The sequence below is a fragment of the Bauldia sp. genome (assembly GCF_965232525.1).
Taxonomy (GTDB): Bacteria; Pseudomonadota; Alphaproteobacteria; order Rhizobiales; family Kaistiaceae; genus Bauldia.
Genome location: NZ_OZ246980.1, coordinates 1,478,097 through 1,498,178, shown reverse-complemented (window position 1 = coordinate 1,498,178; position 20,082 = coordinate 1,478,097). Strand labels below are relative to the sequence as shown.

Annotated in this window: 17 protein-coding genes; 7 read left to right on the top strand and 10 right to left on the bottom strand. The window is 64.9% G+C overall.

Annotation, left to right across the window (positions count from 1 at the left end):
* The first annotated feature begins 12 nt into the window (after positions 1–12).
* Positions 13–660, top strand: a complete 648-nt coding sequence (locus ACO076_RS07230; protein WP_421726051.1) for a sugar O-acetyltransferase — start codon at positions 13–15, stop codon at positions 658–660.
* Here ACO076_RS07230 and ACO076_RS07225 read toward each other — a convergent pair.
* From ACO076_RS07225 to ACO076_RS07215, 3 genes are read right to left on the bottom strand one after another with little or no spacing between them, the layout of a single operon-like run.
* Positions 657–1,667: a cytochrome d ubiquinol oxidase subunit II gene (locus ACO076_RS07225; RefSeq protein ID WP_421726050.1), complete on the bottom strand. Its 1,011-nt coding sequence runs from the start codon at positions 1,665–1,667 to the stop codon at positions 657–659. The two genes, ACO076_RS07230 and ACO076_RS07225, sit on opposite strands and share 4 nt — an antisense overlap.
* A gap of 4 nt (positions 1,668–1,671) precedes the next feature.
* Positions 1,672–3,054 carry a cytochrome ubiquinol oxidase subunit I gene (locus ACO076_RS07220; RefSeq protein WP_421726049.1) on the bottom strand — a complete coding sequence of 461 codons (1,383 nt, stop codon included), beginning with the start codon at positions 3,052–3,054 and terminating at the stop codon, positions 1,672–1,674.
* Positions 3,054–3,620, bottom strand: a complete 567-nt coding sequence (locus tag ACO076_RS07215; protein WP_421726048.1) for a GbsR/MarR family transcriptional regulator — start codon at positions 3,618–3,620, stop codon at positions 3,054–3,056. The genes ACO076_RS07220 and ACO076_RS07215 overlap by 1 nt, the downstream gene beginning before the upstream one ends.
* Positions 3,621–3,938: 318 nt before the next feature.
* On the opposite strand from ACO076_RS07215, the gene ACO076_RS07210 reads away from it, so the two are divergent.
* The 6 genes from ACO076_RS07210 to ACO076_RS07185 all read left to right on the top strand — a co-directional run bounded on the left by ACO076_RS07210 (position 3,939) and on the right by ACO076_RS07185 (position 12,824).
* Entirely contained in the window at positions 3,939–4,823 is an 885-nt protein-coding gene (locus tag ACO076_RS07210; protein ID WP_421726047.1) for a phytanoyl-CoA dioxygenase family protein, read from the top strand.
* A gap of 345 nt (positions 4,824–5,168) precedes the next feature.
* Positions 5,169–7,139, top strand: a complete 1,971-nt coding sequence (locus ACO076_RS07205; RefSeq protein ID WP_421726046.1) for an ABC transporter substrate-binding protein — start codon at positions 5,169–5,171, stop codon at positions 7,137–7,139.
* Positions 7,140–7,197: 58 nt separating this feature from the next.
* Positions 7,198–8,205, top strand: coding sequence for an ABC transporter permease (locus tag ACO076_RS07200; protein ID WP_421726045.1), 1,008 nt, complete (start codon positions 7,198–7,200; stop codon positions 8,203–8,205).
* Positions 8,202–9,314, top strand: coding sequence for an ABC transporter permease (locus ACO076_RS07195; RefSeq protein ID WP_421726044.1), 1,113 nt, complete (start codon positions 8,202–8,204; stop codon positions 9,312–9,314). Before ACO076_RS07200 ends, ACO076_RS07195 begins: the two co-directional genes overlap by 4 nt.
* Positions 9,304–11,388: a dipeptide ABC transporter ATP-binding protein gene (locus ACO076_RS07190; protein ID WP_421726043.1), complete on the top strand. Its 2,085-nt coding sequence runs from the start codon at positions 9,304–9,306 to the stop codon at positions 11,386–11,388. The genes ACO076_RS07195 and ACO076_RS07190 overlap by 11 nt, the downstream gene beginning before the upstream one ends.
* On the top strand, positions 11,385–12,824 hold the full coding sequence (locus ACO076_RS07185; protein ID WP_421726042.1) for a CehA/McbA family metallohydrolase: 1,440 nt from the start codon (positions 11,385–11,387) through the stop codon (positions 12,822–12,824). The genes ACO076_RS07190 and ACO076_RS07185 overlap by 4 nt, the downstream gene beginning before the upstream one ends.
* On the opposite strand, the gene ACO076_RS07180 is transcribed toward ACO076_RS07185, so the two are convergent.
* From ACO076_RS07180 to ACO076_RS07150, 7 genes are all read right to left on the bottom strand, one after another.
* Positions 12,809–13,678, bottom strand: a complete 870-nt coding sequence (locus ACO076_RS07180) for a glycosyltransferase (RefSeq protein WP_421726041.1) — start codon at positions 13,676–13,678, stop codon at positions 12,809–12,811. The genes ACO076_RS07185 and ACO076_RS07180 overlap by 16 nt on opposite strands.
* A 180-nt stretch (positions 13,679–13,858) precedes the next feature.
* A complete protein-coding gene (locus ACO076_RS07175) occupies positions 13,859–14,911 on the bottom strand; it encodes an NAD(P)-dependent oxidoreductase (protein ID WP_421726040.1) in 1,053 nt (350 codons plus the stop codon).
* Positions 14,912–14,931: 20 nt separating this feature from the next.
* Entirely contained in the window at positions 14,932–15,705 is a 774-nt protein-coding gene (locus ACO076_RS07170) for an HpcH/HpaI aldolase family protein (RefSeq protein WP_421726039.1), read from the bottom strand.
* A 27-nt stretch (positions 15,706–15,732) separates the two neighbouring features.
* Positions 15,733–16,797: an ABC transporter ATP-binding protein gene (locus ACO076_RS07165; protein WP_421726038.1), complete on the bottom strand. Its 1,065-nt coding sequence runs from the start codon at positions 16,795–16,797 to the stop codon at positions 15,733–15,735.
* A gap of 3 nt (positions 16,798–16,800) precedes the next feature.
* A complete protein-coding gene (locus ACO076_RS07160) occupies positions 16,801–17,628 on the bottom strand; it encodes a carbohydrate ABC transporter permease (RefSeq protein ID WP_421726037.1) in 828 nt (275 codons plus the stop codon).
* Complete coding sequence (locus ACO076_RS07155; protein WP_421726036.1) at positions 17,625–18,521, bottom strand: carbohydrate ABC transporter permease; 897 nt, start codon at positions 18,519–18,521, stop codon at positions 17,625–17,627. Before ACO076_RS07155 ends, ACO076_RS07160 begins: the two co-directional genes overlap by 4 nt.
* 72 nt (positions 18,522–18,593) lie before the next feature.
* On the bottom strand, positions 18,594–20,048 hold the full coding sequence (locus tag ACO076_RS07150; protein WP_421726035.1) for an extracellular solute-binding protein: 1,455 nt from the start codon (positions 20,046–20,048) through the stop codon (positions 18,594–18,596).
* Positions 20,049–20,082: the final 34 nt, after the last annotated feature.

Sequence of the window (20,082 nt, the reverse complement as noted above, 5' to 3'; positions counted from 1 at the left end):
GCCAATGAGGCAATGAACGAACCGCGTCGCCAGTTCGACCGAATGATCGCCGGGATGCCCTACCGCGCGCCCGACGCGGAAATCATGGCGCTCCAGTCCGAAGCGGCGCAAAAGTATCTCCGCGTCAACGCGACCGAAGGCGACGCCGACCCGACCGAGCGCCTTCACCTCCTGCGCGACGCCATGGGCGCTTTCGGCGAGAGCTTCCTCAACCCGCCGGTGCGGTGGGAATACGGTCGCCATGTCTTCGTCGGCGATTCCTGCCTGATCAACACGAACTGCCTGTTCATGGACGGCGCGGAAATCCGGATCGGCAGCTTCACCCTGATCGGGCCAAACTGCTCGCTGCTAACGGCCGGCCACCCGGTCGTGCCTGAGGAGCGGATCAGGACCAATCCGACGACCGGTGCCCTCGATCACGCCATCGCGATGAACGCGCCGATCAGCATCGGCTCCCATTGCTGGATCGGTGCGGGATCGATCGTGCTCGGCGGCGTCACCATCGGGGACGGAACCACCGTTGGCGCCGGGTCCGTCGTCGCTAGGTCACTGCCGGCGCGGGTGGTCGCGGTCGGCAACCCGGCGCGGATCGTCCGCGAACTTCCACCCCCGGCACAGACTGGCGGGAACGCCGGGGAAACGATGGAACCGGTTCGCTAGTCGTAGGTCAGGTCGCGTGCCTTGCCCCTGAAGACGACGTACGCCAGCGCGGTGTATCCGGCGATCGTCGGCAGGACCACGATCGTGCCCACCAGAATGATCATCAGGCTTTCCGGCGCGGCTGCGGCTTCATAAAGCGTCAGCCGCTCAGGCACCACGTAGGGGTAGAAGGAGTAAGCGAGACCGGCAAAGGCCAGGGTGAACAGAACGGATGCCGCGGCGAAGGGGATGTGGCGGTAGCGATCCGCTTCATCGGGAAGATGTTCGAGCGCCCACCACAGCAGCGCGGTGATACCAACCGCCATGATCGGCAGCGGCGCCAGCGCCAGCATCTGCGGAAAGGAAAACCACTTCTCGAAGATGCGTTCCGAGACCGCCGGGCTTGCCGCCGAGATCGCGACGAAACCCGCAAGCACCCCCGCCAACCCGGTCTTCGCCCAGCGGACGGCTCTGCGCTGCAGGGCGCCTTCGGTCTTGATGATTAGCCAGCAGGCGCCGATGAACGCGTAGCCGGCCGTGGTGCAGGCCGCAGTCAGCAGCGCGAAGGCGACCGTGGCGAGCGTCCAGTCCAGCCCCATGATGTAGAGCCCCAGCATGAACCCCTGGGACAGCGACGTCATCAGCGATCCGACGAAGAAGGCGCCGTTCCAGATCGGCTTGTTGTGTACCGGCGCCTTGGCCCGGAACTCGAACGCGACGCCCCGCAGGATCAGACCGATCAGCAGAACGGCGACCGGCAGATAAAGCGCCGTCAGGATGACGCCATGGGCGATCGGAAAAGCGACCAGCAGCAGGCCGACCGCCAGCACCAGCCATGTCTCGTTCGCATCCCAGAAAGGACCGATCGACGCGATCATGCGATCCTTGTCGGCCTCTCCGACCAGTGGCGTCAGGACACCGACGCCGAGGTCGAAACCGTCGAGAATGACGTAGATGAGGATCGACACCCCCATCAGCGCCGCGAACACCAGCGGGAGCCACACGTCCGGGTCGGTTGGAAAGCCCATCGGTCTACTCGCCCGGTGCGATGGCGACTTCGGCAGCGCCGGACGAAGGCGTCAGTGATCTGACGTCCTGGCCCCGTGCCGCTTTGCGCGCGAGGTAGAAGAGAGCCGTGACATAGGCGAGCGTGAGCGCCGCATAGACCGCGAGGTAAACGACCAGGGTCGACAGCACCATCGGCGCGGGCACGTCGGCGACGGCATCGACGGTTTTCATGACGCCGCTCACCAGCCAGGGCTGGCGTCCGATCTCGGTCGTGTACCAGCCGGCTAACGTCGCCACCCAACCGGAGAACGTCATCCCGACAAATCCGATCAGCAGTAACCGCGGCGCGGTGTCCACACCGCGTCGCCAAAACCGCCAGACCGCGAACCAGGAGATGAGCAGCATCGTCAGGCCGATCCCGACCATGATGCGAAACGCCCAGAACACCGGCGACACGGGCGGGTGAAGGACGGTCCCGTCCTCGGCGACAAAGTCGTTCAGGCCCGGCACGACCCCATCCGGATCATGGGTGAGAATGAGGCTGGCGCCGTTGGGAATTCCGACCTCGAACCGGTTCTCGCGTTCCTTCTGGTCGGGGAGCGCGAACAAGAGAAGCGGGACGTTACTGCCGGTTTCCCAATTGCCTTCCATGGCTGCGACCTTTTGCGGCTGATGCTCGAGCGTGTTGAGCCCATGCAGATCGCCGGCATAGATCTGGATGGGGATGAGGATCGCCGCCAAGCCGGCGCCGGTCTTCAGCGTCAGCCGAACGGCGCCGGACCGATCGCCGACCAGCATCCGGAACGCCGAGAGGCCGGCCATCAGAAATGCCACGGTCAGGCCGCTGGCCAGCAGCATGTGGGTCAGGCGGTAGGGCATCGACGGGTTGAAGACGATCGCGAACCAATCGGTGGCGTGCGCGACGCCGTCGCGCATCTCGAAGCCCGCCGGCGTCTGCATCCAGGAATTCAGCGCAAGAATCCAGAACGCGCTCATCGCGGTACCGACCGCCACGAGGAGCGTAGCCAGCGTGTGCAGCCAGCCCGGCACCCTGGAGAACCCGAACAGCATGATCCCGAGGAACACGGCCTCGAGAAAGAACGCGGTCAGCACCTCATAGGCCAACAGCGGCCCGGCGATGTTGCCGACCGTCTCCATGAAGCCCGGCCAGTTGGTGCCGAATTGAAAGCTCATCGTGATGCCGGACACGACGCCGAGCGCAAAGGTGAGAGCAAACACCTTCACATAGAAGCGGTAGGCGTCCATCCATCGCATGTCGCCGGTGGCGTTGAAGCGGAGCTTGAAGAACAGAAGCACCCAGCTGAGTGCGATGGTGATGGTCGGAAACAGGATGTGGAACGAGATGTTCGCGCCAAACTGGATCCGCGACAGGAGGAGTGCGTCCATCAGTCGGCCCCCTTCCCTTTGCGGCGGAGCGGCACGATCTTCTCGGTCTTGCCGATGAACTTCTGCAGTTTCGAACCGAGCGTCAGGAGTTGGACCAATCGCTCGGTCTCCAGCCGATCCATGTCGTCGTACCAGCCGGTCAACAATTCGATCAGTTCGCGCAGCTCGCCGATCTTGGCATGAGCGTGAGTATCCGCCTCGCTGGACGGCGCCTGCATCTCGAGTTCCCGGAGCTTGGTCAGCGTTGGATCGATTTCACGCTTCTTACGTTCCGCGATGAGGGTGCGAACGATCTCCCAGAGGTCGTCGGGAGTCGTGAAATAGTCGCGCCGGTCGTCGGGAAGATGCTTGAGCCGCACGAGGTTCCACGCCTGCAACTCCTTCAGTCCCATGGAGACATTCGACCGCGAGAAGCCCAGTTTCTCCGTGATCTCTTCGGCGTTGAGCGGCCGGTCTGCCAGGAAAAGCACCGCATAGATCTGGCCGACGGTGCGGTTGATCCCCCAACGAGAGCCCATCTCGCCGAAGTGCAGCACGAACTCCTGCTGAAGCGTCGAAAGGTCCATGACCACGCCTGTCAGTCATTTCAGAAATTACTGAAATGAATAAATGGCGCGCCGGGCTCGTGATTCAATCCGTCCGACGATGGCGAGGTGTCGCAGGTGGTTGGCGCCGCTTGTCGGTTGAGTCAGCGCGTTTCAGGCATGGCCGCTATGACAGGGTCCGAGGAGGCCGGGACTCGTCATTCCTGTCTCGCGGGTGTTTCCAATGTATCAGGAGGCATACAATCTGGACTCAGGCTATAGGTCCGGTCGGAGCGTCGCAGCGTTTGTCGGTGGCGCGCTCCTCCAGCCTGGACAAGATTGGTAGGGAAACGAATCCAGATGCAAACGGAACGTGAATGCCTGACCGACGAACAGATCGCGGCCTATCGCCGCGACGGCTATATCGTCATCGAGAACCGCGTTCCCGACGCTGTCCTCGACCAGTGCCACAAAGAGATCGCCCGCCTGCGGGCTGAAGCCGCGACCCTCACCGCCCATACCGATCAGATCGACCTCGAGGAAAGCCATACGCCGGACAACCCGCGGATCCGGCGGATCAAGCTGCCCCACACCCTCAGCCCGGTGTTCGCCGAGTTGATGAAGAGCGACGCGATCCTGGCGCCGGTTCGCGATCTCATCGGGCCGGACCTCAGACTGCATACCTCCAAGCTCAACATGAAGTCGGCCGGCTTTGGCGCGCCGGTCGACTGGCATCAGGATTGGGCGTTCTATCCGCACACCAATGACGACGTTCTCGCCGTTGGCGTCTTCCTCGATGACGTCGGGCCGGAAAACGGACCGCTGCTGGTGTTTCCCGGAACGCATCGTCGGGATGCTTTCGACCATCACGTCGACGGGGTTTTCGCCGGAACGATGTCGCTGCCGAAAGCCGGGCTCGATCCCAAAGACGCCGCCGCGGCAATGGCGCCGGCCGGATCGATTTCCATCCACCACGCGCGGATCGTCCACGGATCGGACTTCAACCGCTCCGACCGCGACCGCGCCGTGCTCTTCTACGAGATCACCGCCGCCGACGCGTTTCCGATTTTCGGCGCCATGTCGCCGCCGAGGACCTTGGAGGGATTCGACGCCCTGATGCTCTGCGGGGAGCCGACGATCGAGCCGCGCGTGACACCCGTTCCGGTGCGCATTCCTCAGCCGCAGCCGGCGACCCAGGGGTCGATCTACGAGATCCAGAAGCAGAGCGCCGCGAAGGGATTCTAGCGCTCGGCACGGATCGCGCGCCCTTGCGCGGCCAGCCCCGGCGTTGCATTCTCTTTTCCAGTAGCGGACAGACGGTGTTCAGCATCGACTAAGCTTTTAAGACGCCCAGTTCGTCTTCCGGGCAACCCGCGAACATCGTCGACCGCGTAAGGCTTGGCGACTTCTACCGGGAAAGACGGCCTCGAGGCCCGTCACTGGCTTGCGCGCTGTGAACCATCTGGATAGTCCACAGTTACAAAACTGACATTTTACCCATACGCGCGTGTTGCATTCCCGCCTTAGGAGAACCGAGCATCCGGTGGCGGGTCTGATCGTCGCCGGTTCCTAAAACGGGGAACCATGTCGATGAAAAAGCTGTTCCTAAGAAAGTGCATGACGCGCGCTGTGCCGGCCGGCGCGGCGCTTCTGCTCGCCGGAACCTCAGCGTTCGCACAGCAGTGCACCACGTACAACGAAGCACCCGAGCTCGCCGCCCAGGTCGCCGCGGGCACGTTGCCGCCGCTGGCCGAACGGCTGCCGGCCAATCCGCTGGTGGTCACGCCGTTCGAACAACCCGGCGTCTATGGTGGGGAAATGGTCGACACGACCAACGGATCTCGCCTCTCCGAGTTCCGCCACTTCGGCTACGAGCCGCTGGTCCGCTGGGCCGTGGACGGGTCCGGTATTGTGCCGAACATCGCCGAAAGTTGGACGATCTCCGACGACGCGACCACCTACACCTTCACGCTTCGCGAAGGGATGAAGTGGTCGGACGGCGAGCCCTTCACCGCCGACGACATCGTCTTCTGGTGGGAGCGGGTCGAGACCAACACCGACATCAACCCCGCCCCGCGCGGTCTCTACGTCGTCGATGGCGAACCGGCGGCCGTCAGGGCGATCGACGACCACACCGTCGAATTCTCGTGGTCGAAGCCGAACGGCGTCTTCCTGCTCGACCTCGCCGGCCCTTACGGCCAGCGTGTCGTGCAGTTTGCGGAGCACTACGTTTCCAAGTTCGACAAGGATGCCAATCCCGACGGCGTCGCCGAAATGATGGCGGAAGCCGGCGCCGACGACTACGGCCGCTGGTGGCACGAGCGGGTCGGAACCTACGCCAGCCAGGCGGAGTTCAACGATCCGGAGCGCCCGCAAATTCACGCCCATATCCCGACCGAACCGTTTGTCGGCAACGAGCGCTTCACCTTCGTGCGCAACCCCTACTACTTCAAGGTCGACACGGCGTGTAATCAGTTGCCGTACATCGATGCGCGGACCTGGGTGATCGCCGCCGATCCGGAGGTGCAGCTCGCCAAGTCGCTCTCCGGCGAGATCGATATCAGCCGGGTCAACATCTCGACACCGAACAACCGCGCGGTGTTCTTCGACAACACCGAGCGCGGCGACTACCGGCTGGTCCCGGCCAACAGCTCGGACATGAACGTCGCGTTCTTCATGTTCCCGATGAGCCACCCGGATTCGGTCAAGGCGTCGATCTACCAGAACAAGGATTTCCGTATCGGCCTGTCGCACGCGATCAACCGTCAGGAAATCATCGACGTGGTCTATCTCGGCCAGGGCGAACCCTTCCAGGTCGCGCCCCGTCCCGGCTCGCCTTACTACGATGAGGAGATGGCCAAGCAGTATACCGCCTACGATCCCGCCCTCGCCAACGAGTATCTCGACAAGGTGCTGCCGGAGAAGGACGCGGAAGGCTTCCGCCTGCGGCCCGACGGCGAGCGGTTCCAGATCGTCGTGTCGACCAACCAGGACTTCAAGCCGGACTGGGTCGACATGATGCAGCTCATCGAGCGCTACTGGGAGGAGGTCGGCCTCGACATCGTCGTTGACGTGGTCAGCGACGAGCTGCATCAGGCACGGCGCAGCGCCCCCGATGCCGACATCGCCCTGTGGCTCGCCGAAAACGGTGCTGGCCAACTGCCGCTCATCTCGCGGATGGTATTCATGGGCGGCCCCGGCCATCTCGGCAACTGGTCGGCCTGGGAGCAATGGTATGCTGAAGAGCGCGGCGCCGCGGTGATGTTCGGTTCGGAGCTCGCCGGCGACGTCGAGCCGGTCGAACCGCCGGAAAACATCAAGCGCATCTTCTTCCTCGCCGAGTCGATCCCGACCAAGGCCGGCGCCGAACAGGACGCGATGATGAAGGAGTTCCTCGATCTGGTGAAGGAGGAGTTCACCACCATCGGCATCAGTCTGCCGATGGGGAACTTCCGCGCCGTCCGCAACCGGCTGCGCAACGTGCCGGAGCCGCTGATCGAGGGCTGGCTCTATCCGGGCATCAGCCCCGCCAACTTCTCGACCTTCTATATCGCCGAGTAAGGCTCAAGCGGGCGGGGATTGACGTCCCCGCCCGACTCCGTCTTCGGTACTCTGGCCGATGGCCGCCTTCATTCTACGCCGCATCCTGTTGATGATCCCGACGCTGGTCGCGATCTCCCTGGTGGCGTTTCTCATCATCACTCTTCCCCCCGGCGACTTCGTCGACGCCTTGGCCCTCCAGGCGCTGCAGGACGGCGACCGGATGACCCCGCAGGAGGTGGCGGCGCTCCGCGCCCGCTACGGACTCAACCAGCCGGTGCTGGTTCAGTACTGGGACTGGATCACCGGCATCCTGTTCCGCGGCGACTTCGGCTACTCCTTCCAGTGGGAGGTCCCGGTCGGCGATCTGATCTGGGATCGCCTCGGGATGACGACCCTGCTGTCGATCGTAACGCTCCTGTTCATCTGGGTCGTCGCCATTCCCGTCGGTATCTACTCGGCGGTGCGGAAGTACTCCCTCGGTGACTATGCCGCGACGTTCCTCGGCTTCATCGGCTTGGCGATCCCGAACTTCCTGCTTGCCCTGATCCTGCTCTACGTCTCGTTCCGCTATTTCGGCCAGAGCGTCGGCGGGCTGTTCTCGCCCGAATACGTCAACGCCCCCTGGTCGGTCGGCCGGGTGCTCGACCTGATCTCACACTTGTGGATTCCGATGGTGGTGCTCGGGACCGCCGGGACGGCGGCGGTAATCCGAACCATCCGCGCCAACCTCCTCGACGAATTGCACAAGCCGTATGTTCTGACCGCCCGCGCCAAGGGCGTGCCGGAGCGCCGGCTGCTGGTTAAGTATCCGGTCCGCCATTCCCTGAACCCGTTCGTCAGCGGCCTCAACGAAGTGTTCGTCACCCTGGTGTCGGGCGAAACCATCGTCGCGGTGGTCCTCGGCCTTCAGACGACCGGCCCGCTACTGCTCGAAGCGTTGAAGTCCGAGGACATGTTTTTGGCGGCAACGTTCATCATGTTCCTTTCGTTCCTGGCAGTGCTCGGCACCTTCTTCTCCGACACCCTGCTCGCCTGGCTCGATCCGCGCATCCGCCGTCAGGTCACCTCGGGGGCAACGCTGTGAGCGACCGCGCCACCACCGCCAGCGACGCGGTCGCCGGCCAATGGACACTGATGTGGCGGCGCTTCCGCCGCCACCGGCTGGGCATGATCGGCGGCGTGATCACCGTCTTGATCTATCTGGTGGCGCTGTTCGTCGAGTTTCTCGCGCCCTACACGCCGGAAGACTACAGCCCCAGCCATACCTACGCCCCGCCGCAGGCAATCCACTGGTTCCTCCGCACCGACGAGGGGCTCACATTCCGCCCCCACGTCATCGGCACCAAGAGCGAGATCGACTACAACTCCGGCCGCCGCACCTTCGTCGAGGACCCGGAGGACATCATCCCGATCGGGCTGTTCGTTCGCGGCGCCGAATATCGCCTGTTCGGCCTGATCCCGGCCGACCGCCATCTGTTCGGCCCGGTCAACCACGGCGACCGGGTGTACTTCGCCGGTGCCGACCGGCTCGGCCGGGACGTGCTGTCGCGCACCATCTACGCCTCCCGGGTATCGATGACGATCGGCCTGATCGGCGTCGCCATCAGCCTGGTGCTCGGCCTCCTGCTCGGCGGCCTGTCCGGCTATCTCGGCGGCTGGATCGATGTCGGCATCCAGCGGGTGATCGAGTTCATGCAGTCGCTGCCGTCGATCCCGCTGTGGATCGGCCTCGCCGCGGCGATCCCGCCGACCACCTCGCCGATCCAGACCTACTTTCTGATCACCGTGATCTTGTCGGTGATCGGCTGGACGGGCCTGGCCCGTGTCGTCCGCGGGCGATTCCTGGCGCTGAAGAGCGAGGACTTCGTCAAGGCGGCGCGGCTCGATGGCTGCAAGACCCCGCGCATCCTGATCCGCCACATGGCGCCGTCCTTCCTGTCGCACATGATCGCCGTGGTCACCCTGGCAATCCCCGGCATGATCGTTGCCGAGACCTCGCTCAGCTTCCTCGGCATCGGCCTCCGCCAGCCGGTGGTAAGCTGGGGGGTCTTGTTGCAGGAAGCCCAGAACCTTCGCTCGATCTCGGCGGCCCCCTGGCTGTTCACGCCGGGCCTGGCGGTGGTCATCGCCGTGCTCGCCCTCAATTTCTTCGGCGACGGTTTGCGCGACGCGGCGGACCCTCATGCCAAGTGAGGGCCCGCTTCTCGACGTCGCTGACCTCTCCGTCTCCTTCCGCGACGGCAAGCGGTCCCATCTCGCGCTCGATCGGGTCGGCTTCACCATCAGCCCGGGCGAGACCGTCTGCCTGGTCGGCGAATCCGGATGCGGCAAGACGCTGACCGCCAAATCGGTGCTGCGTATTCTCGACACCGCCGCGACCATCGACAGCGGCACCATCGCCTACCGGGACGCCGACGGCGATATCGTCAACCTCGCCACGCTGAAAGAGTCCGACCCGCTGCTCCGCGACATTCGCGGCGGCGAGATCGGCATGATCTATCAGGAGCCGATGAGTGCCCTGTCGCCGATGTACACGATCGGCAACCAGATCGCCGAGGCGCTGGTCTGGCATCGCAAGATCTCCAAGCGCCAGGCGAAACAGGCGGCGATCGCAGCACTGCGCCAGGTCGGCATGCCCGACCCGGAACAGCGCGTCGACGCCTACACCTTCGAGCTCTCCGGCGGCCAGCGCCAGCGGGCGATGATCGCCATGGCGTTGATCTGCGATCCCCGCCTGCTGATCGCCGACGAACCGACCACCGCCCTCGACGTCACCACCCAGGCCGTCATCCTCGACCTGATCCGCGACCTGCGCGCGCGAACCGGCATGGCGATCCTGTTCATCACTCACGACCTCGGCGTTGTCGCCGAGATCGCCGATCGGGTGATCATCATGTATCTCGGCCAGGTGGTCGAGGAGGGGCCGGTTGACCAGGTCCTCGCCGATCCGAAACATCCCTATACGCGCGGCCTGATTGCCTCGGTGCCCCGCCTCGGCGCGGGCCGCAAGACCAGCCTCCCGGCGATCCCGGGCACCGTGCCGATCCTCGAAAATCGCCCGTCCGGCTGCGCGTTTCATCAACGCTGCACCGCCGCCGTCGTGGGCGTGTGCGACACGGTCCCACCGCCCGTGGTATCGCCGGAGGGCGACCGATCCGTCCGCTGCCACGCCTACGGACCGGACGCCGCGCGGTTTCATCTTCCGACCCGCCCGACGGCGCGAGCAGCGGCAGACGCCATCGGCACGGAGGCCGGCACACGATCGCCGGTCCTGTCCGCCGCCGGCCTCACCACCCATTTCGACATCCGCACCGGCTTCTTCAATCGGCACACCGGTACGGTCAAGGCGGTCACTGACGTCTCGTTCGACCTGATCGCTGGCGAGACCCTTGGCCTGGTCGGCGAGTCGGGCTGCGGCAAGACCACCCTCGGCCAGACCCTGATCGGCCTGCAGCCCGCTACCGCCGGGGCGATCACCTACCGGGAGAACGGCGCCGACATCGATCTCGCTGAGCGCTCGACATCCGCGTGGCGGCCGTACTGGAACGATCTCCGGATGATCTTTCAGGACCCGTTCGCCTCGCTGAATCCGCGCATGACTGCCTACGACATCATCGCCGAGCCGCTGCGGGTCGGGCGGAGCCTGTCGGAATCGGAGGTGCGGGATCGGGTCGAGGGCGTCTTCACGCGCGTCGGTCTCGATCGCTCTTTCCTGGAACGCTATCCGCACGCCTTCAGCGGCGGCCAGCGCCAGCGCATCGGCGTCGCGCGGGCCTTGGCGCCAGACCCGAAGGTGGTGGTCGCCGACGAGCCGGTGTCGGCCCTCGACGTCTCGGTCCAGGCGCAAATCCTCAACCTGCTCGGCCAGGTCCAGGCCGATTTCGGCCTCACCTATCTGCTGATCTCCCATGATCTCGCCGTGGTCGCCCACATCAGCGATCGGGTCGCGGTGATGTATGCCGGCCGTATCGTCGAGCTTGCCGCGACCGATCGCATCTACCGCAGCCCCCGGCATCCCTACACCGAGGCGCTGATGAGTGCTGTGCTGTCGCCCGATCCGCGCGCCCGCGCTCGGCGTAAGCCGATCCGCTTGCGCGGTACGGTGCCGAACCCGGCCGACCTTCCGACCGGATGCGCCTTCGCGCCGCGCTGCCGCTACGCGACCGACATCTGCAGGGAACAGCAACCGCCGATGCGTTCGATCGAGGACACCGCCGTTGCCTGCCACCACGCCGAAACGCTTGACCTCGAAGGGGCTCCCCTATGACACCTGCGCACCTCGTCGCCGATGGCGAAACGACGATCACCGTGCCCATCGCGCCGGAGCAGGCGGCGTCCGGACCCTATGTCTACATCCCGTTCATCGTGCCCGCCGGCGTGACTCGTCTCGATCTGCGTGTCGTCTACGAGCGGACACGAGACTTCTACATCGACCTCGGCATCTTCGATCCGAGCGCCACTAACTTCCCCACATCGGACGGTTTCCGCGGGTGGAGCGGCGGCGCGCGCGATCGCTTCTTCATCGCCACCGACGCGGCGACGCCGGGCTATGTCGCGGGCCCAATCCCGGCGGGCACGTGGCAGGTGATCCTCGGTCTGATCGGCACGCCGCCAGCCGGTTTCGCGGCGACCTTCATGTTCGCCACCTCGACGGCGGCGCGGCCGCCGAAACCGCCTGTATCGTTCCCGGAGCCCCGACGCTCAGAGCCGGGCTGGTACAAGGGCGATCTCCACGCCCACACCTTTCACAGCGACGCCGCCGGCGCGCCCGAACTCCTCCACCGCACCGCCGCCGCCAAGGGGCTCGATTTCCTCGCCATCACCGACCACAACACCACAACGGCCTGGGACTATTTCGGACCCGCCTCATCACCCGATCTCGTCTTCCTCAAGGGTATGGAGGTGACCACCAAGCGCGGCCACGCCAACGCCTTCGGCCTGCCGGACTGGGTCGACTTCCGCATGGTCGAACAGGACGATCCGCATAAACTCGCCGATGCGGTGGGCGCGCTCGGCGCGCTGCTCTCCATCAACCACGACAAGCCGCCGATCCCCTGGCTGCACACCATGCCGCGTATCGACTGCATGGAGGTCTGGCAGCACCTCTGGCTGGCGCTGAACGACCAGTCGCTCGCCCTCTATGACAAGCGTCTGGCCACCGGCGCGCGGATCACCGCGATCGGCGGCAGCGACTACCATCAGCCCGACCGGTTCGAGCCCGACAATCCGTTCGGGCTCGCCTCGCCGACCACCGTCCTCTACCTCGACGAACTGAGCGTCGACGGCATCCTCGCCGGCCTGCGGTCGGGCCGCGGCTACATCACCGAGGCGCCGGACGGCCCGCATTTGGAGATCACGGTGAACGACACGCCGATGGGCGGCACAGCGACCCGTGGCGAGACCCAGACGGTCACGGCAAACGTCAACGGCGCGGCCGGCGATCAGCTCGTTCTGGTCGGCGAACAAGGCGAAGTTGCCCACCGCATCATCCCCGATGACCGGTCGGTGATGACGCTCAAGGTCTCCGGTGCCGACACGTTTCTCCGCGCGGAAATTCAGGCCGAGGCAAGCACCGAGCGGCTGGTGAATCTCGTCCGTGACTATTACCGCTCGGTTCCCGAACCGCGGCCGCCGCTCCCCGACCCACAGTCCCCGCCGGTGATCCGCCGCGCCCTGTCGAACCCGGTCTATTTCGAGCCGTAGTCGGCCGACACCTGGTTCGACCGCGGCCGATCGCCCGAGGTTTCCAGCGAATCCGGTTCGCCCGGTGGCGCATGCGGCCGGAGGTCCCGATGCGTCTTGGTGACCGGGCCACGGCCAAAGTGAATGGCGAAGTGGTTCACCGTGTAGCGGAACCCGGTGGCGATGAACCCCTCGCCCTTGAGCCGGCGTGCCGACGAATAGGCGGGCAGCTTGAAGGTCCACTTGACCCGGCCAACCTTGCTGATCCGGTAGGCGACGTCGGAGTCCTCGCCGTAGAACTCGATCGAGGTGTCGAATCCACCGATCTGCTCCATTGCCGAACGGCGGACCACGAAGTTGCCCCCCTGCAGCATCCCACCGAGGCCGAACACGCGGGTGTCGATCCGGTAGATCGCGTAGCCGATGGCATACCAGACCCGGGTCAGGCCGCGACCGAACCGGCCGAGGTCGTCGTAGATGAACGGCCCGCTCAGCGCCGCGAGATCGTCGTCGGCGTCGAACGCATCGAACACCGTGTCGACCCAGCCAGGGGTGAGCGAGCAATCGGAATCGACATTGGCAATCAGCGGGGCATCGGTCGCCCGGTAACCGGCGTGCCGCGCCTTGACCAGCCCCTTGTCGGGCTCTTCGATAACCCGCACGCGCGGATAGCTCCGGGCGATCGCACCGGTCCGGTCGGTGCTGGCATTGTCGACGACGACGATATCGACATCGTCGGTGCGGTCCTCGGTCTCGCGGAGGATCGACTCCAGGCAGCGACCGATCAGCGCTTCCTCGTTGTAAGCCGGAACAACAAATGCAAGCCGCGCGGTCTTCGCTCGGCTGTTCGTGGCGACACCAGCCCTTGGTTCCATCTGCGCCCGCAACGGCACGTGCCGTCGCCCCTAACCGTCACGATGGTTACTGGTTTTGAGCGGGTAGCGCGGCTAAACGATAATTTTGTGACGGTCAATCGGCGAGCGTAAATATTTGATAATAATAATATTTCTCAGGAACATCTGGATCCGCGGTTTTCGGCGCCGGGCTTAATCGTCTCACGAATCGCCAGCCAGCGATCGATAGCGGTCAAGCCGCGCCTGCCATCCCGGCCGGTCGAGCACGTCACGGTTGACGACACCGTCCGGTACGCGGCCCGCCATCACGTCGAACACGGCGCGAATATCGGCGGCACCGATGTCGGCAAAGCACTGGTCGGTCCAGCACAGCGCATGCGGCGCCAGGATGACGTTGTCGAGGGCGAGCAGCGGATCGTCGGCGGCCGGTGGCTCGGTTTCGAACACGTCGATCCCCGCCCCGGCGATCACGCGATCGGTCAGGGCCGCCGTCAACGCATCCTGATCGACGATCGGGCCGCGGGCGGTGTTGATGAGATATGCCGTCGGTTTCATTAGTGCCAGGCGTTCGGCGTTGACCAGGCCCTCGGTCTCGTCGGTCAGCGGACAGTTGACACAGACGAAGTCGGCACGGCGGAAGACGTCCTCGAGACTGACCATCTCGATACCGAGCGCGTTCGCGGTTGTCCCGTCGACGTAAGGATCGTGGGCGATGCCCAGAAGGCCGAAGGGTGCGGCCAGCGCGAACAACTCCGCGCCGATGTTGCCGACACCGATCGACCCGAGCGTCAGGCCGACCAGCCCCTGGCCCATGTACTGACCGCGTCGCGCCCAGCCGTCCGGCCCCTCGCGGGTGATGCGATCCTTGGCCATCATCTTGCCGGCGAGCGCCAGGACGAAGGTCATGATTGCCACTGCAACCGGCCGGCGGACACCGCTCGGCGTGATCACCAGCGCGATGTCGTTGTCGGTGCAGGCATCGACGTCGACCGCGTCATAGCCGACGCCGAAGCGGGCGACCACGGCGAGACGTCCGTCATCGGGGATGCTCTGCCTGTCGAAGCGGCTCGCCAACAGGATCAGCGCATCGAATCCGCGGATGTCGTCCGCCGCGATCCACCCGTCGGTGATCGGCACGAACGACCAGTTCACCCGCGGGTCGTCGTCGAGTGGCGACAGGTCGAACATCGGGAAGGCCGGCGTACCGTCCGGCTTCCGGAAATCGGCGCTCAGCGCAACGTTGAAGGTCTCCATCGATTCCCTCCCGGTCTCGTCTAGCCGCTAATCGTAGCGCGGATGTCGGCGAAGCCGTCACGCAGCGCTTTCTGCAGCAGCCAGACATCGCCGAGGTAGCAGAGAAAATCGCAGCCGGCGGCGTTGAAGGCCTTCGCTTCCTCCGCCGAGGCCACCAGCCGGCCGACGCTCTTGCCGTTGTCCCGCGCCGCGGCCATCACCTGATCGATCGCCGACAGGAACACCGGCGAGTCGAATGCGCCGGGAATCCCGAGCGAGGCGCTGAGGTCGAGGTGGCCGATCCACAGGCAGTCGACCCCGGGATGGGCAGCGATCGCTGCGCTGTTGGCGACGCCTTCGGCGGTCTCGATCAACGCCACAAAGCTCGTCTTGGCGTTCGCCGCCGCCATCGCGTCGATCACCGGCTCCGGCGCGTAGTCGTCATGGGCGATGCCGAAGGCGCAGCCCCGCTGGCCCTCCGGCGGGTACTTGATCGCCGCGATTCCCGCCTCCGCCTGCGCGACCGTCGACAGCATCGGCGGGATGACGCCTTGCGCGCCGATATCGCAGGCCCGGGCCAGGTGATGGGTCGCCTGCGACGGCGGCCGCAGAACGGTCGCCACGCCGGTGTCGTGCAGTGACCGTAGCACCGCCTTGGCGGTCTCGTACGACCAGCCATTGTGCTCCATGTCGACGAAGGCGAAATCACAGCCGGACGCCTTGAGCAATCGCCCGATCCCCGCGGTGGTGAACTCGCCGACATAGGTGCCGAGTTTCGGATCCTTGGTCCGGGTCTGCTCGCTGAACGTTGCCATGGCGTATCCCCCTTGTCGCCGGTCGCCTCAGACCGCGTTGCCTGTTTGCTCGTCGAAGAACACGGTGCGCTTGACCGCCACCGATAACGGCAGCGATCGCCCGGCGACATCGACCGCGCGGGCGTCGAGTTCGGCCACCACATTGGCATCGCCGAGCGAGAAACTGCCATACGTCCGCGAGCCGGTCGGCTGCACCACTTCGATCGTTGCGTTGAAGGAGGCGGCGCCGTTCGCCTGTTTGAGATGCTCCGGCCGGACGCCCCACCGGTAGGAGCCATCGCCGGGCGCGTCATCGTCGCTGGTCAGCGCAATCGTCTGACCGTCCGGCAGCTTCAGTGTCGCGCCACCGCCTTCGACGGTGACCGGCACAAAATTCATCGGCGGCGCGCCGAGGAAACCACCGACGAAGGTGTTGACCGGCTGCTCGAACAGGTCGAGGGGTGCGCCGGACTGCTCGATCTGCCCGTCGCGCAACAACACGATCCGGTCGGCGAGCGTCATCGCCTCGATCTGATCGTGGGTGACGTAAATGAAGGTCTTGCCGAGCCGGGCATGCAGCCGTTTGATCTCCTCGCGCATGCCATCGCGGAGCTTGGCATCGAGATTCGACAAGGGCTCGTCGAACAGGAACAGGTCGGCATCGCGCACGATAGCCCGGCCGATCGCCACCCGCTGGCGCTGACCGCCCGACAGTTCGCGCGGCAGCCGCTCCAGGTATTCGTCGATGTGCAGGAGGTCCGACGCCCAGCGCACCTGCTTGTCGATGTCGGCCTGCGGCACCTTCCGCGCCCGCAGGCCGAAGGCGATGTTCTCGTAGACGTTGAGATACGGGTAAAGCGCGTAGGACTGGAACACCATGGCGATATTGCGGTCGCGTGGCGCGAGGTTGGCGATCGAGCGCTCGCCGAGCGTCAGGGCGCCGGCGGAGATCTCCTCAAGGCCAGCGATCGATCGGAGCAACGTGCTCTTGCCGCAGCCGGACGGGCCGACCAGGACCACGAATTCGCCGGACGGCACGTCCAGAGTCACGCCACGCACCGCGTGCATCTTGCCGTAATATTTGTTGATGTTTTCAAGGCGAAGCTGCGGCATCGCTTATCCCTTCACTGCGCCCATCGAGATACCGCGGACGATGAACCGCTGCATGGTCGCGACCACCAGGATCATCGGCAGGACGCCGAGCATGCTCATCGCCCCGATCTTCGACCAGAACGTCGACTGGGAGCCGAAATAGCCAGTGACCTTGACCGTGAAGGTAACCACCTCCGACCGGGTCAGGATCAGGGCGAACAGGAACTCGTTCCAGGCGAAGATGAAGGTGAACACCGCGGTTGCGAACAGGCCGGCCCGCGCCATCGGCAGCACCACCTTGCGCAATACCTGAAGGCGCGACAGGCCATCGACCAGAGCACTCTGTTCCAGTTCCAGCGGAATCTCCTGGATATAGCCGCGCATCATCCAGATGACATAGGGCAGGTTGAACGCGGTGTAGAGCACGATCAGCCCGGTGTAGGTGTCAACCAGATGCCAGGCGACAAACAAGAGAAAGATCGGGAAGGCGACGCAGATCGGCGGGATCATCCGCTGGGAGATGATCCAGATCGACAGATTGTCGCCGCCGGTCTTGAAGCGCACGATGGAATAGGCGGCGATGGTGCCGAACACCATGGCGAAGAGTGTGCTGACCCCGGCGATCACCAGGCTGTGCCAGACCGACCAGGCATCGCCGTCGCGGAACAGCGTGACGTAGCTTGACAGTTCCAGCCCGGCCGGTACCCACACCGGCGGATAGGCGAAGATCTCGTCCGGCGTCTTCACCGAGATCGCCGCCAGCCAGTAGATCGGGAAGACGAACAGAAGCGCCACCACGATGGCGATCAGCAGACGGACGACCAGCCGCCAGCCACGGTCCCACCGTCTCATCGCGCCACCTCCACCCGCCTGAGCGCCGCGATCACCAGAATGGTGAGGACTATGATGACGAGAAACGCGATGGCCGCCGAATAGCTGATCTCGAACTCACGGAACGCCATCTGATAGGCATAGATCGAAATGGTTTCGGTCCGGGTGCCGGGCCCTCCTTGGGTCATCGTCCAGATCACGTCGAAGATGCGGAACAGGTCGAGGGCTCGGATCAACACCGCGATGAACATCACCGGCAAGATCGCCGGCAGCACGATCTTGCGGAACGTCATCCACCACGACGCCCCGTCGATCGACGCGGCCTCAAGCTGCTCGCGGTCGACGTTGCTCAGCGCCGCCAGCAGGATCAGGAACATGAACGGCGTCCATTGCCAGACCTCGGCGATCATGATCGCCGGCCAGACCAGCACCGGATTGACCGTCCACAACAGCTCGACTTCGCCGCCGGCGATCCAGCCGATGATCTGATTGATCGGCCCGAAGCGCTGATCGAACATCAGCCTCCAGGTCGACCCGGCGACGATCGGCGCGATCACCGTCGGCAACAGGATGATCGCGACAAAAACCTGCTTGAACGGCAGCCGCTCAAGGAACAGCACCGCGAGCAGATAGCCGAACACCAGCTCCAGCGGCAGCGCGATCGCGGTGAAGATGACCGTGTGGAGGATCGACTCCCACAGCCGGCCGTCACCGAACAGCCGGGCATAATTGACGAAGCCCTGAAAGCTCGTGTCGTCGTCGAACATGGTGATGTTCTGGAAGCTGGTGACGATCAGCTTGATGAACGGGTAGAGCCCGATCAGCAGAATAATGAACACCGCCGGCGCGATCAGCACGTACTTGAACACCCGTTCGCGGTCGAGCGTCCGGCTGAGGGCGGATGTCTGGCGCATTATCGCGGTCACCGCGTCACCAAAGAGCGACGCCCCGGGCAGGTCAACCGGCCCGGGACGTGCGTCGTCGGCTTAGTTCGGATAGGCGTTCGGCTTGCTGGCCCAGTCAGCGTAGACCCGCTTCTGGTCCTCTACGCCGATCCGCTCGGTGAGTTCGTCCCACTGCGCGGCGAGATCGTCGAGGATGACCTGCGGCTCGTCACCGGCCCAGAGTCGGCTGATCGCCTGACGGATACCCTCCTCGTAGCGGTCGGTCTGGATCAGCGACAGGTCGAGCAGGCCGGTCTCGGCGCCGGCTTTCAGCGTGTCGAGATAATCGCCGGCGTTCGACCAGCGCGAGCGGTATTCCTCGCTCTCGAAGTGGCTGGTGCGGAACGGATCACGCAGCGCGAACGGTAGCTGCACCCGCTGGATCGAGATGTCCTCGCTGTTCATCCACTGGATGAACAGATAGGCGGCGTCCTTGTTCTGGGAATCGGACGCCACCGCCAGCGAGAAGCCGACCGCGAGTTCGGGCGTGCCACCCGGCGGCAGCGCGTAGCCGATCTTGTCGGCGACCGTCGTCTCCGGGATCCAGTTCAGCGCTTCGGTGCCCTTGCCGTAACCGGCGGCCCAGCGACCGACCGGCGGCCAGGAGATGGTCATGGCGATATCACCGGCGAGGAACGCGTTGAAGGCTTCGATGAAGCCCCACTGCTCGACGCCCGGCGGCATGAACTCGTTCTCCGCCAGCATTGCCTCGAACACCTTGACGCCGACGTCGGAATTGACCGTCGCCTGCATCGTCTCGGGATCGAAGAATTCGCCGCCCTCGACCCGGAAGCGCTCCTGGAAGAGGTACTGGGCGTTGCCCGGCTGGCGCAGCATGCCGGCGCCGTACATCTCCGGCGCGTACTTGTCGGTGATGAACTGGCCGATCTCCGAGAACTGTTCCCACGTCGTCGGCGGCGCGAGGTCGTAGCCGTACTGCTCCTTGAACGCGGCCATGTTCTCCGGGTCCTCGAAGATGTCGCGGCGGTAGTAGAAGACGAGCACGTCGCCATCGTCCGGCAGGCCGTAGATGGTGTCCTCGACCTTCATCTGGTTGTCGCGATAGACCGGCGCGATGGTTTCGAGTTCGCCCGCGTAGCCGTACTTCTCGACATAGGAATTGAGCGGCTCCAGCGCCCCGGCGAGGGCCAGGTCGGGCATCTGGTTCGGCACGACGTTGAGCACGTCATAGGCACCGGACCCGGCGCGGTAGGCCTGCATGGTCTTGGTGAAGATTTCGTCGAGTGGCGCCTCGATGACGTTGATCTTGATACCGGTCAGTTCCTCCCACATCGGCCCGGTGAAGTTCTTCGGGTCGAGCGGCTGGAGCCCGGCTTCGTAGAGGACGTTGAGCGTCGTCCCCGAATATTGCTTGGCGGCCTCGACGGCGACCTCGGCCGCGCTTTGCGCCTGCGCCGACGTCACGCCGACGGCCACGGCCAGCGCTCCGGCGGCGACGCACCCGAGCGCTCCGCGTATCCGATTTGAATGTTTCATGGCATTTCCTCCCTTTCTGGTGTGTTGGCGACCG

Excerpts from the sequence above, each read along its gene's own strand:
- ACO076_RS07180 (WP_421726041.1), bottom strand. The coding sequence starts at position 13,678 with ATGGAACCAAGGGCTGGTGTCGCCACGAACAGCCGAGCGAAGACCGCG.
- ACO076_RS07165 (WP_421726038.1), bottom strand. The coding sequence starts at position 16,797 with ATGCCGCAGCTTCGCCTTGAAAACATCAACAAATATTACGGCAAGATG.
- ACO076_RS07225 (WP_421726050.1), bottom strand. The coding sequence starts at position 1,667 with ATGGGCTTTCCAACCGACCCGGACGTGTGGCTCCCGCTGGTGTTCGCG.
- ACO076_RS07210 (WP_421726047.1), top strand. The coding sequence starts at position 3,939 with ATGCAAACGGAACGTGAATGCCTGACCGACGAACAGATCGCGGCCTAT.
- ACO076_RS07220 (WP_421726049.1), bottom strand. The coding sequence starts at position 3,054 with ATGGACGCACTCCTCCTGTCGCGGATCCAGTTTGGCGCGAACATCTCG.
- ACO076_RS07215 (WP_421726048.1), bottom strand. The coding sequence starts at position 3,620 with ATGGACCTTTCGACGCTTCAGCAGGAGTTCGTGCTGCACTTCGGCGAG.
- ACO076_RS07160 (WP_421726037.1), bottom strand. The coding sequence starts at position 17,628 with ATGAGACGGTGGGACCGTGGCTGGCGGCTGGTCGTCCGTCTGCTGATC.
- ACO076_RS07205 (WP_421726046.1), top strand. The coding sequence starts at position 5,169 with ATGAAAAAGCTGTTCCTAAGAAAGTGCATGACGCGCGCTGTGCCGGCC.
- ACO076_RS07200 (WP_421726045.1), top strand. The coding sequence starts at position 7,198 with ATGGCCGCCTTCATTCTACGCCGCATCCTGTTGATGATCCCGACGCTG.
- ACO076_RS07190 (WP_421726043.1), top strand. The coding sequence starts at position 9,304 with ATGCCAAGTGAGGGCCCGCTTCTCGACGTCGCTGACCTCTCCGTCTCC.
- ACO076_RS07185 (WP_421726042.1), top strand. The coding sequence starts at position 11,385 with ATGACACCTGCGCACCTCGTCGCCGATGGCGAAACGACGATCACCGTG.
- ACO076_RS07150 (WP_421726035.1), bottom strand. The coding sequence starts at position 20,048 with ATGAAACATTCAAATCGGATACGCGGAGCGCTCGGGTGCGTCGCCGCC.
- ACO076_RS07230 (WP_421726051.1), top strand. The coding sequence starts at position 13 with ATGAACGAACCGCGTCGCCAGTTCGACCGAATGATCGCCGGGATGCCC.
- ACO076_RS07155 (WP_421726036.1), bottom strand. The coding sequence starts at position 18,521 with ATGCGCCAGACATCCGCCCTCAGCCGGACGCTCGACCGCGAACGGGTG.
- ACO076_RS07175 (WP_421726040.1), bottom strand. The coding sequence starts at position 14,911 with ATGGAGACCTTCAACGTTGCGCTGAGCGCCGATTTCCGGAAGCCGGAC.
- ACO076_RS07170 (WP_421726039.1), bottom strand. The coding sequence starts at position 15,705 with ATGGCAACGTTCAGCGAGCAGACCCGGACCAAGGATCCGAAACTCGGC.